The sequence below is a fragment of the Brassicibacter mesophilus genome (assembly GCF_050433385.1).
Classification (GTDB): Bacteria; Bacillota; Clostridia; order Tissierellales; family Proteiniboraceae; genus Brassicibacter; species Brassicibacter mesophilus.
This window is the reverse complement of record NZ_JBNPXI010000001.1, coordinates 45,691-57,989: the sequence shown is the minus strand read 5'-3', so window position 1 is coordinate 57,989 and position 12,299 is coordinate 45,691. Positions and strand designations below refer to the sequence as shown.

At 29.4% G+C, this 12,299-nt stretch carries 14 protein-coding genes; 10 read left to right on the top strand and 4 right to left on the bottom strand.

Translation table 11 applies throughout. The features are described from left to right. The first annotated feature begins 1 nt into the window (after position 1). The 4 genes from HNR33_RS00310 to HNR33_RS00295 all read left to right on the top strand — a co-directional run bounded on the left by HNR33_RS00310 (position 2) and on the right by HNR33_RS00295 (position 3,784). Positions 2-1,573, top strand: coding sequence for an aldehyde ferredoxin oxidoreductase N-terminal domain-containing protein (locus tag HNR33_RS00310; RefSeq protein WP_429079072.1), 1,572 nt, complete (start codon positions 2-4; stop codon positions 1,571-1,573). 152 nt (positions 1,574-1,725) lie between these two features. Further along, a complete protein-coding gene (locus tag HNR33_RS00305) occupies positions 1,726-2,142 on the top strand; it encodes a bacteriohemerythrin (RefSeq protein ID WP_429079071.1) in 417 nt (138 codons plus the stop codon). 15 nt (positions 2,143-2,157) lie between these two features. After that, positions 2,158-2,505, top strand: coding sequence for a hypothetical protein (locus HNR33_RS00300; protein ID WP_429079070.1), 348 nt, complete (start codon positions 2,158-2,160; stop codon positions 2,503-2,505). 37 nt (positions 2,506-2,542) lie between these two features. After that, complete coding sequence (locus HNR33_RS00295; protein WP_429079069.1) at positions 2,543-3,784, top strand: aminopeptidase P family protein; 1,242 nt, start codon at positions 2,543-2,545, stop codon at positions 3,782-3,784. A gap of 56 nt (positions 3,785-3,840) precedes the next feature. On the opposite strand, the gene HNR33_RS00290 is transcribed toward HNR33_RS00295, so the two are convergent. The 3 genes from HNR33_RS00290 to HNR33_RS00280 all read right to left on the bottom strand — a co-directional run bounded on the left by HNR33_RS00290 (position 3,841) and on the right by HNR33_RS00280 (position 6,642). Continuing rightward, positions 3,841-4,314, bottom strand: coding sequence for a phosphatidylglycerophosphatase A family protein (locus HNR33_RS00290; protein WP_429079068.1), 474 nt, complete (start codon positions 4,312-4,314; stop codon positions 3,841-3,843). Positions 4,315-4,425: 111 nt separating this feature from the next. Further along, positions 4,426-5,625 carry an alanyl-tRNA editing protein gene (locus HNR33_RS00285; protein ID WP_429079067.1) on the bottom strand — a complete coding sequence of 400 codons (1,200 nt, stop codon included), beginning with the start codon at positions 5,623-5,625 and terminating at the stop codon, positions 4,426-4,428. Between the two features lie 18 nt (positions 5,626-5,643). Then, complete coding sequence (locus HNR33_RS00280; RefSeq protein ID WP_429079066.1) at positions 5,644-6,642, bottom strand: hypothetical protein; 999 nt, start codon at positions 6,640-6,642, stop codon at positions 5,644-5,646. 291 nt (positions 6,643-6,933) lie between these two features. Here HNR33_RS00280 and eam point away from each other — a divergent pair, with 291 nt between their 5' ends. From eam to HNR33_RS00265, 3 genes are all read left to right on the top strand, one after another. Further along, positions 6,934-8,196: a glutamate 2,3-aminomutase gene (gene eam / locus HNR33_RS00275; protein WP_429079065.1), complete on the top strand. Its 1,263-nt coding sequence runs from the start codon at positions 6,934-6,936 to the stop codon at positions 8,194-8,196. A gap of 130 nt (positions 8,197-8,326) precedes the next feature. Beyond that, on the top strand, positions 8,327-9,007 hold the full coding sequence (locus HNR33_RS00270; RefSeq protein WP_429079064.1) for a Crp/Fnr family transcriptional regulator: 681 nt from the start codon (positions 8,327-8,329) through the stop codon (positions 9,005-9,007). A 146-nt stretch (positions 9,008-9,153) separates the two neighbouring features. Beyond that, entirely contained in the window at positions 9,154-9,747 is a 594-nt protein-coding gene (locus HNR33_RS00265; RefSeq protein WP_429079063.1) for a hypothetical protein, read from the top strand. Between the two features lie 26 nt (positions 9,748-9,773). Here the strand turns inward: HNR33_RS00265 and HNR33_RS00260 are convergent, their stop codons facing one another. Continuing rightward, a complete protein-coding gene (locus HNR33_RS00260) occupies positions 9,774-10,184 on the bottom strand; it encodes a hypothetical protein (RefSeq protein ID WP_429079062.1) in 411 nt (136 codons plus the stop codon). 278 nt (positions 10,185-10,462) lie between these two features. On the opposite strand from HNR33_RS00260, the gene HNR33_RS00255 reads away from it, so the two are divergent. The 3 genes from HNR33_RS00255 (at position 10,463) to HNR33_RS00245 (ending at position 12,292) form a co-directional block, all read left to right on the top strand. Next, complete coding sequence (locus HNR33_RS00255) at positions 10,463-10,648, top strand: DUF4177 domain-containing protein (protein WP_429079061.1); 186 nt, start codon at positions 10,463-10,465, stop codon at positions 10,646-10,648. Between the two features lie 361 nt (positions 10,649-11,009). After that, entirely contained in the window at positions 11,010-11,180 is a 171-nt protein-coding gene (locus HNR33_RS00250; protein WP_429079060.1) for a hypothetical protein, read from the top strand. Positions 11,181-11,332: 152 nt separating this feature from the next. Further along, positions 11,333-12,292, top strand: a complete 960-nt coding sequence (locus HNR33_RS00245; protein ID WP_429079059.1) for an AAA family ATPase — start codon at positions 11,333-11,335, stop codon at positions 12,290-12,292. The last annotated feature ends 7 nt before the right edge of the window (positions 12,293-12,299 follow it).

The following is a 12,299-nucleotide window of genomic DNA, read 5'->3' as shown; positions in this document are numbered from 1 at the left end:
TTTGGGAAAAATAATTTATATAGACTTAGCATCAAAAACTTCTTATGAAGAAAAATATGAATTAGAAAATGCAATGCATTATGGAAGAGGTTTAGCAGCATATTTAGTTCTTAAAAACACTGAGTATAATACAGATAGATATGATGAAAAAAACTGTATTGTTATGGTACCCGGGTTGTTATCTGGTACATTAGTGCCTAGTACGGGTAGATTAATTGTTGCGTCAAAAAAATCTAGTGAAAATGGTATTCAGTATGTCAATATTGCAGGCCCTTTTTCTCAAAAAATGGCATCAATTAATATAGATGCTATAGTTATAAAAGGATGTTGTAATGAGAGTGTTGCATATATACATATAGATGACAAAAGTATCGTCATACATGAAGATAGCTCATTATATAATAAAAAGGTATCTGAAACAATAAGCTATATAAGGAATAAATACAGTCAAAAATCGTCAGTGATAGGAATAGGTCCTATTGGAGAAAGAGTACAACCTCTAGCTTCTATTTTTAGTACTTATATGGAGGGCATTCCATCTTACTATTGTTCTAGAGGAGGTATGGGAGATATATTAGGGTCAAAAGGAATAAAGGCAATTGCTATTTCTTCAGACTTTCATTTTAACAGTAAAACTCATGATGAAGAGGCATTAAAAAATCTTGGAAAAGAGTTAACTAAGCTTATAATCGAACACCCAGTGTGTGGCGATGCGCTGCCAGCATACGGTTCTATAACTTTGATGAAAATGATGAAAGATGGAAAACAGTGGAATAAAGCTGAAAGCAAAGAGGATAAGATAAAAAATGAATCTACTGATAAACAGAATAGCGTTTGTAAAATAAATAAAACTTGTGCACCTCTATGCGTGGTAGGATGCTTGAATAGGTATTCAAAAAGTGATGATTCTGTATTTTTAGCACCTGCTGAAAGTGAGGTATATGCTGCGATAAAGAAAGAATTTGGAATTGACGATAAGTCATTTTCTTCTAATGTAAATAGGGAAGCTTTTGAATTGGGCATAGATAGCGTAGAGTTTGTATTCACTTGCTCATTGATGTCCAGGGTGCTAAATAAAACATATTCTAAAGAAGATATACTTAATGCTTTGAAAGAAATAGATGAGGACACACTTCAAGGAAGAACATTGTGTAGTACTACACGTGGAATTTATAGTTTATATAATGATAAAAAAAATCTTAAATACATGGTTAGCAAACCTTCAATAACCGAAGAAAATATGTTTAATATTTCATTACCATATAAGGTAAAGGAATATGAGGACTTAAATGACTTAGAATATCTTTATGCAAGCATGATAACACTAGAAAATCTGGGATTTTGTTTGTTTACCTCTTTTGCTTTTTTTGATAAGCAAGAAGGTATAGGTATGTTATCAGATTTATTTTATTATAAGACTGGAATAAAAATAAAAGAGAAAGACTTAATAGAATATAGTCTAAAATGTTTAAGTGATGAACTTGAAGCTGAAAGACAATCTAAAACAAGCAGTATTCAAAAAAGAATACCCGAATTTGTTAAGGTTCTTTATAGGTACTTTGATATGAAGTGATAAATTAAGTTATATTTGCTGAAAAAACAATCTGTGTCATCTCGACATAGATTGTTTTTTACATCCAATTAGATGTTTTATAACTACAATTTTTGATAAAAAAATGCTATAATTTAGTAAAGAGTAACATTATGATTAAGAGGAGTGAAATTATGATTTTCAAATGGAAGGATTCTTTTTGTACAGGAATAGAAGAAATTGATGCTCAACATAAAAGGTTATTTGAAATTGGCTCAGATTTATATGATATAGCTATATTAGACGATGGATTTGACCACTACGATGAATTAGTACAGATATTAAATAGCTTAAAGGATTATACTAAGTATCATTTTGAATATGAAGAAAAATTGATGAAGCAATATGAATTTCAACTGCTTGAGCAGCATAAAATTGAACATGATAAGTTTATAGGTAAATTAGTTGAGGTTGAGAGTGGAAATATTGATGAGAAGCAGAAGAGAACAATATTAGATATGATTGATTTTGTTGCAAACTGGATTAGCAATCATATCTTAAAGTCAGATTTTAAGTATAAGAGTTATTTTAATGAAAAGGGAATTGTTTAGATAGGAGAACTATTGATGTTTGAAAAATACGGATTATTTCTTAAAAGTGACTTTGAAACTAGAGTGTTATATGAGGATGAAAGTGACATTGATATAATAATACCCATAGATAACAGAACTTTAAATTTGAATCTAGCAGGAATGCCCAAGTATATAAATTCAAGAATGCAATTTCCACTTGTAAAAAATATTATTATAAGGCTTAGTAAGTCAAAAGAAATAAACACATGTACTATTCATTTTCTTAGAAGTATAGACTTACAGTCTTCTATTACTAATTTTGAAGTGAATTATACTAACTATGTTTTAAGAGTAAAGCTAGTTGAGTATTCAGCAGAGTTTTCTATCGAATTAGAAAAATAAAAGCATAATTTTAAAATAAAAATAGGATGGTGATATAGTGAAAAAAGATTTTTTTAAAAACAATCGAAAAAAGTTAACTGATAGTATTGGAGACAATTCCTTACTAGTACTATTCTCTGGATCTGCTCCTCAAAAATCTGCGGACGAGGTATATGAATTTGTCGTAAATAAGAACTTTTATTATATGACGGGTACAGAAAGAGAGAACTTTGCACTACTTATTTACAAGAACAACGGTGAGACTAAGGAAACACTGTTTATTGAAAAAGTAACTCCACTTGAGGAAAAATGGACAGGAAAAAGGATGACGCAAGAAGAGGCGAGAGAAATTTCTGGAATAGAAAACATAGAAGCTATAAGTAATTTTAAAAACTTTTTTAATAGCCTTATGTTAAGAGGTGAATATTCTAAGATATATCTTGATCTCGAGAAACGTGGATGGGACTCAATTAGTACTCCTGCATTGAAGTTTGCTAATGATGTTGCTGAAAGGTATCCTTATTTAAGAATAAAAAATATTTATCATAAGATTGCTAAGTTAAGAATGGTAAAAACTAAGGAAGAAATAGAAATGATAAAAAATGCAATTTCTATTACTAATAAAGGTATTAAGAGTCTTATGAGGAATGCAAGGCCAGGTATGTTAGAATATCAACTAGAGGCATATTTTGATTTTGAGATAAAAACACTTGGATCAAAGAGGTTTGCTTTTAAGACAATAGCAGCTTCAGGTGAGAATGCTACTGTTTTACACTATGATAAGAATAACTGTGAGATTAAGGAAAATGAGCTTATTCTTTTTGACCTAGGGGCACAGTATAAAAATTATTGTGCAGACATATCAAGGACATTTCCTATAAATGGCAAGTTTACTGATAGACAGAAGCAAATATATGAGATTGTGTTAAAGGCTGAGCTTGAGACAATAAAAGCAGTAAAGCCAGGGTTACCTTTTAGGGAGTTAAATAATGTTACCAAGAAAGTATTAGCCGAAGAATGTAAGAAAATAGGATTAATAAAAGAAGACTCTGAAATATCAAAATACTATTATCATGGAGTGAGTCATTATTTAGGGTTAGATACTCATGACGTTGGGGATTATGATGTTTGTTTACAGCCCGGTATGGTTTTAACTGTAGAACCTGGATTATACATAGAAGAAGAAAAAATAGGAATTAGAATAGAAGATAATGTTGTTGTCACTGAAAATGGCTGTGATAATTTATCATCAAATATTATAAAGAACATAGAAGATATAGAGGCTTTTATGAATAAATAAAAACAAAGTGAATGTGTATACACATTCACTTTGTTTTTTGAGACAAAATTATCATTTTATACGTCACTGTTTGCATGGGCAATTCTTGCACATGCAGCGGCAGCGATACCGCCTATCAAATCATCAAGAAAAGTATTTACTTTTCCACTTTCTTTCCCGATTCTATCTACTTCACCTATTATGCCTAGTTTGAGCTTATCTAGATATCCATAATTAGTAAAGCCTATGGAACCATAAATATTAGTTATACTAAGTGCAAGTATTTCGTCAATACCGTATAAAGATTCATCCTTTTTAATTATGGAAAGAAGAGGTTCCTCGATTAAGTTATTTTCTGCTAGAATATCAAGCTGAATTCCGGTTAATACTGCATTTTGTACTTCTCTTTTAGTAAGGACCTTTTCTACGTTTTCAATAGCATCATCTAAAGTCATTTTTACGTATCCTTTTTGTAGATCATATACTAATTCTGCTATATCACGAATTTTGACTCCTCTTTCTTCTAGCTTTTTTATAACTATTTCTTTCATTAAATTCCTCCCAATATTTCAAATAGTTTCTTGATAAAAGCAAATAGAAGTTAAATGTCTCCAGTATATATTATTCATCATTGGAAAATAGTATGCTATCTATGGCATAAGTTATATTGCTTCTTTGATTAAGGACAAACAGTTCTCGATACAACTGTTTAGTCCACTTATATTTGTTCCTCCACCTTGGACTAATTGTTGGCTTCCTCCCCCACGTCCATCAATATAGCTAATTGAAGCATTAAGAATTTCTCTCATATCAACTTGTATATTTTCTGATCTGCCTAAAATTATTTGACATTTATCTTGTTCTATTACTCCAAATACACATACTATATCATCGCAAGATAAGATTTTAGAAGTCAAAAACTTTACTTCTTTAAGATCCGAATTACTAAAGGTTTTCTTTATTAATTTGACTCCATTAAAAAACATACTGTCATTTATTAATTCTTTGCTTTTGTAGTTAAACAATTCTTCTTTAATTTCTTTATTTTCTTTTTCTAAATTTTTATAATCATTGTATAATTTTTCAACACTATTAAAAGTGCTGATGTCTTTTGCTGACAGTAGGGTAGAGATATTATTAATAATAGTATTTTTCCAAGTATAGTCCTTTAATGCTCTATTACCACATACAAACTCTACTCTTATATTACCTTTATATTTTTCCCACTTTCTTATTTTTAAGATTCCTACTTCTCCAATTCTTCTGTGGTGAGTACCTGCGCATGGAGAGAAATCAATGTTGTCAATTTCTACAATTCTGATATTTGATTCGACTTTTGGTTGCTTTCTTAAGGGCAATTGTGATGCTTGTGTTTTATCGACAATATAGGTTTTAATTGAAAAGTTAGAATAAATTACTTCATTGGCAAACCTCTCTATCTTCTCTAAATCGTTGTCAGTAAGGCTAGGTATCGTTACATCTATATATACATATTCGCTTCCAAGATGAAATCCTACAGTTTTAGCGTTATAGAGTTTTGCAAAAACGGCCGACAGTAGATGTTGGCCAGTATGCTGTTGCATATGGTCAAACCTCGTATCCCAATCAATATTTAGATTGACGGTATTCGAAGTAATATTATCTTCAACTATATGAATTATATCATTACCATCCTCATATACATCAATAACTTCTACTCCTCCTATGCTCCCTTTATCTCTAGGTTGTCCACCAGATAAGTGAGGGTAAAATATAGTACGATTTAGTGTAATGTAAAATTTTCCATTAGAATATTCTTTTTTGACAACCTTGGCATTAATCTCTCTTAAATATGGATTATTAAGATATAATCTTTCAGTCATTTTATCACCTCTGAGTTACTATTGAAAAGTTTTAATCTCGTCTTCGCTTATATATAAAACATTGTTGTTCTTATCTATCACTTTATAGTATTTACCAGCTAAATTCAATAGATAATCTACAGTTTGAGAGGTATCTTCTAAGATACCTACAGTTTGCTTGTTAGCAATAAGCTCACCTTCACCAATTATGAAAGCATTGTATTTATTACTCCACGAGTATTTTATTTCAAAATTTTTTTGATCTACTAATTTAAAATCACTAGGGATATTATCTTCATTATTAGAAGTTCCTTTGTATTTTAAGATTGTTTTAGATATGAACAATGTAATATTTTCATGGTCATTAGATATATTATCTATTACACTTCTTTCTGTTATTTTATACCATTTAGGATTTTCGTGTGAAGGATTAGTCCATTTTTCATAGTAAAATGCGCTGTAGTCTAATGATTGTCTAAATACCTCCTTGAAGCCTGAGTCTAGCTTTGTAAATATCTGAATATAATTATCAGTAAAGAAAGCCCCTGTATTTTCGTCTAATGTTTGATCTAATATTATAAAAGCTTTATTTTTTTTATTATTTTTGATAGACATGACATTATTTATATTGGTTAGATTATCAATTTTATCATTTAAAACATACATTTCGTTATATTTTTTATAAATTCCTATTACACCTGTATCTTTTGAAATGTTCAATGCAATTATGAGTTCTTCATTACTATCGCCATATACGTCAATGGGGTATATGAGCATTTCAATGTAATCAGAATAATCAATCCAATTATTATATTCTAAGTCTTTTAAAACAATTTCTTTTATCTGCTTTCGTGCGGCTGTCTTTAATGATTCATCATTAGAAAAAAAATTATCAATAAGCTTAGTACGAAGATTACTTTTAAGCGGAATTATATCATAAAAAACTACATGTTCTGTTTTTGACTCATAATATATATTTCCCAAAAAGATGCAAAATAGAAATAATATAATAATCAAAATACTTTTAAACCCCTTCAAATACAAAACCTCCTTGACTATACATTGACAAAGTGTTGTAGTTGGTATAAAATAAATGGTACAACATTTTAATCATTTAAATACATTTCATTTAAATCATATCTTACTTATGGGTCAATCGATTTTTCTCAAATACCCTTTTTAAATAATATTTTCTAATATTTATTTTTATTCTGTTATGAGATGTAATCTTATAAATTATTATTTTATGGGAATAATTCCAATATACCTTTTTATGTCATCCAACTGGAAAAATATAGATATTACATTAATTTGAAAGGAGTGCGTTGAATGGAAGAAAGAATTAGTAGAAAAAAATTAATATCTTTAAAGAGAGCAGAGGATTTAAAGACTAAAATTCAAGATTATTTAGATATTAAGGACGAAATTCCAAAGGGACTAGAACTAGCTGACAAAATAAATGAATCTAAAAGAAGGATATTAGATGTACTTGGAGGAAGTGAAGAAGATTGGAGTAATTATAAGTGGCAGCTAACTAATAGAATAAGTGATGCAGAGACTCTAAGTAAAATAATAAATCTTTCAGAAGTAGAGAAAAAACTTATATCTAAAGTTGGGAAAAAGTATAGATGGGCTATATCGCCTTACTATGCGAGCCTTATGGATACGGACGATAAATATGATACAATAAGATTATTAGCTATTCCCTCTGTAATTGAAATTGTTGAGGATTCTGGTGATAATGATCCTATGGCAGAGGAATATACAAATCCAGCTGGAAGTATAACTCGTAGATACCCAGATAGACTGATAATAAACGTTACTAACGAATGTGCTATGTATTGTAGGCACTGTCAACGCAGAAGAAATATTGGACAACAAGATGAACACAAGAGTACTGAGGTTATTAAACAATCTATCGAATATATTAAAAACAATAATGAAATAAGAGATATACTTATAACCGGTGGAGATCCTTTAACCTTACCTACTGATAGACTTGAATGGATATTAAAGGAGTTAAAAGAAATTCCACATGTAGAATATATTAGAATAGGATCTAGAACACCTGTAACTATGCCACAGAGAATAGATGATGAATTAGTCAATATGCTAAAGAAGTACCATCCTGTCTATTTGAACACTCATTTTAACCATCCTAAAGAAATAACTAAAGAATCTAAGGAAGCTTGTGAAAGATTAGCTAATGCGGGAATTCCACTTGGAAATCAAGCTGTACTATTAAATGGTGTAAATAATGACAAGTTTGTAATGAGATGTTTAAATCATGAATTGTTGAAGATAAGAGTTAAACCATATTATATTTTCCATGCTAAACATGTGAAAGGAACAGCGCATTTTAATACTTCCATTGATGACGGGTTAGAGATCATGGAGTATTTAAGAGGATACACTTCAGGGATGGCTATTCCTACTTATATTGTAAATGCACCTAAGGGCCAAGGGAAAACACCAATTTTACCTCAATATTTAATATCGCGTGGAAAAGATTATATAATGTTTAGAACCTGGGAGGGTAAAGTTATAAAATATGAAAATCATCCAACAGTAGATATAAAGGATGTCTATTAAATAATAGGTTAGAGTGTTGTCTCTAGCCTTTATTTTTTGAAACGTAGATAGTATATATTTTGTAGGCTATTTAGTATAATATTATTTACATATATTTTGTAAAAAATAAAAAATCGAAATAGGTGATGTCATGGACTTTATTGAATACCTTAAAAATGTTCCCATCTTTTCTCAACTCTTAGAGGCTGATTTAAAGAAACTTGAAAATATTGCAAAAGAAAGATTTTATAAAAAAGGAGCTCTTGTAATATCTGAAGGCAATAAAGGCGAGGCAATATATATAATAAAAACAGGAAAAGTTAAAATTTATAAGACTTCAAGTGATGGTAGAGAAATTATTTTAGATATTAAAGATGCTGGCAAAATATTTGCTGAAGTTACATTATTTAATGGCGGCATGAATCCAGCTACTGTTGCAGCTATTGAAGACTCTGTTATTTATTGTATTAATAACAATGATATTGAAATGCTCATAAAGAATAATCCGGATATGGCTTTAGAAATAATCAAGGTTTTAAACAAAAGACTACAGGAAGCACAGGCTAAAATTAAAAATATGGCACTAAACGATACTTACGTGAGAGTATCTCAGATGCTACTAAGACTATCTGAAAAGTATGGCGATTTAAAAAATGGAGTTATTGAGCTTAATGTTAATTTAACAAGAGAAGAATTAGCTAGTCTAGCTGGGACCTCGAGAGAAACTGTTAGTAGAATATTAAGTCAATTTAGTAAAGAGAAGATACTAAAAATAAGTGGAAGAAAAATAACTATTCTCGACATAAATAAAATAAAAGAATGGTCAATATAGAAGGTTTTGCTTCTTTTTTTTCTTTTATATATTGAACTTATCGATTTTATATCTAGCTGCGTATAATATTATAAGAAATATAAGCTAAATGTGGTATGAAATGCTATAATATGGAAATAATAAAGATGACTTAAGGAGGTGTTCTAGTGGATATATTGAATTCGATTGCTATAGACCTATATGAATTTATTGATTTTTTCTGCTTGAAATACAAATATGACCACCGAGGCATTCTTAAGAAGTTTAGACTTAAAAGTGGGTTAAATAAACAGTTAAACGATGAAACTTGGTATTGTTTATTTTTACAAAAATCAGCATTCAATTATTGTGCAAAGTTTTTATTAATAAAGTTAATGGAGGATAATGATAAAATAGCCTGCAAACTAAACAATGACGGTTTAAAGAAATGGAATAGCTTAGTCAGCAATATAAGTGGACAGTATGGAAGATTATATGAATTAGCAGAATTAGACTTGTTAGAGGCAGAAGATGTAAAGTCGGCATTTAAGCAAAGTGACTATGATATATATCAGATAGATGATGAGCTTGCAGCTTTTTTTATTGAAAGATTGAGAAAGTACGAATTCAAGTCATACACACATGAAATGATCTATCAAATTTTTAATAGATTGTATACTGATGAAAAACGAGTAGGACTCAATTTACAGTATTTTTATAAACCTGCAAATGCAATAGATTATATGTTATCTTTAAATAAGCAAAAAGAAAACCTCGTGTAGGTTTTCTTTTTGCTTATTTAAAGATTTTAATAGTCATCATAATCTTCAAACTCATCATAATCTTCATTACTTGTATCGTAAGTATCTTCATCGTCATAATCATCATATTCGTCATCATCAGAACAATTCATATAGTTGCTTTCAATAACATCATCCAATTCACCAGCATGTATCCTATCAGCTTTTTCTCTGATAAAATTGCCTACATCATATAGTTCTTCACTATCCATAACTTCAGCTGTTTCGTCTAATATTTTAATTATAGAGTCTACTATATCTGAAAAAACAGATACACTGTATCCTGAATCTTCGAACTCTTTTTCTGATATAATACTTGATATGACTTCTAAAGCTTGTTCTATACCTTCTAAACTAGTATAGTAAATTTCATCATATAGTTTGTTTAACTCACTTACTTCAATTTTTATTCTATCCATAAATAACCTCCTTACAAGCATGTTAATGTTATTAATGCATAAAAATGTCTATGTACTTATTGTTAAGATTAATATATGTAGTATTAACTTATTAAATGACATATAGTATGTTTTTTATACATAAATTAGCTGTACAAATTGTTTGTAAGCATAATATATTTTACTGGAAAAATGTTGAGATTTCAACAACTAAATTATGACATCATACGAAAAATTTCAACTAATTTTGAATAGTTTTTTTAAAAACTGTGATATAATATTTTGGGAGGTAATTACATATGAAAAAATATGCATATAAAATAGAAAATTTTAGAGCTTATGGAGTAACATCGTTAGTGCTTACAAAAGAGCATGAAAAAAGACTTAATGAACTAGGTAATGAAGGCTGGGAATTAATTGAATTAAATACTTTGAAAAACCCAAGAAATATAATTGCAGTATTTAAAAAAGAAACAACAGAATAGATAGTGGGTGTAATAATTGTTTGTTTTTAATACAAATTGTAGCGTGTTTATATCCTTAAGCACTAGACTAGCTTTTGTACGAGGAAATAAGGCTATTGGATACGACTATATAATTATTGGGATTTTACTATTAATATTTTCACTTAATAGAATGTATCGTAAGAGGAACAAATAACTTTTATAAATTTATATTGCTCATAGTACTATAAGTCCCTCAAACTTATATAATAATAGTAGAAAATAAGGGAAGGGGTTATATGCTATTTGAGATATATGATATATCAGTAATCCCTATCCTAATGTTTCTTACTAAAATAGTAGTAACATTAGGTGTAACTAAAAAATTTAGCCCTTTTTTGCAATGGTTTTTGGAATCATAATAGGAATAGCTTATTTTTTTCCAGATAATATGTTGAAGGATATTTTAGTTGGGTTGTTCATAGGGGCATTATCTGTAGGGTTTTATAGTGCACCTAAAAATATATATCAAGAGTTCGAAGATAGAAAAGAGAAAATGAAAGATAATAAATAATTTAATGGGGATTAGAAATCTAATCCCTTTATTTTTATTTAATATTGTTACGAATTGTTAATGTTTGTAAAAAATATTGTAATAATTATTATTTTGAATACTGCTATAATGTAGTTAATAGCATGAAAATTCAAAAAATGGGGGTACTTAAAATGGAACTAAGTGAGATTAAAGATATGGTTGGCAAAATTAAGGCTAATATACAACAAGTCATAGTTGGAAAGGACGATGTTATTGATTTACTATTGACTTCAATGATATGCTCTGGACATGTTTTGCTAGAAGATGTACCGGGACTAGGGAAAACAATGCTTGCAAAATCACTAGCAAAATCTATAAATAGTTCATTTAATCGTATACAGTTTACACCTGATTTGCTTCCTTCTGACATTATTGGAATTAACTTTTATAATCAGAAGGCGGGAGAATTTCAGTTCAAAGAAGGGCCATTGATGAGTCAAATTATTTTAGCTGATGAAATAAATAGAGCTACCCCAAGAACACAATCCAGCTTACTGGAAGCTATGGAAGAACATCAAATAAGCGTTGATGGAATAACATATGAGTTAAAAGAACCTTTTTTTGTTATAGCAACTCAAAATCCAATAGAAACTGGTGGAACATTCCCTTTACCTGAAGCTCAACTAGATAGATTTTATATGCAGCTTTCAATGGAATATCCAAGCTTTGATGAAGAGTTAGAAATACTTCTACGATTTAAAAGCAATAATCCTATAACAAAATTGAATTCTGTAGTAGATGCAGAAGATATAATTAAAGCAAGGCATTGCTTTACTAATGTATTTATAGATGAAGAGATCATAAAATACATACTAAAAATTGTTAGAGCAACTAGAGAACATGAAGAAATAGAACTAGGTATAAGTCCTAGGGGTAGTATGGCTTTGTTTAGAGCTTCTCAAGCTTATGCTGCTATAAAAGGTAGAGATTATGTTTTGCCTGACGATGTAAAGGCACTAGTTAGGCCTATTTTTGTACATAGACTTCTGTTAAGTGGACATGCTTCCTTAAAGGGAAGAAATGTTGATGACATTCTAACTCAAATAATATCTAAGATCAATACTCCTGTAGAGAATAATAAAGTTGTTTAGAGGTAGG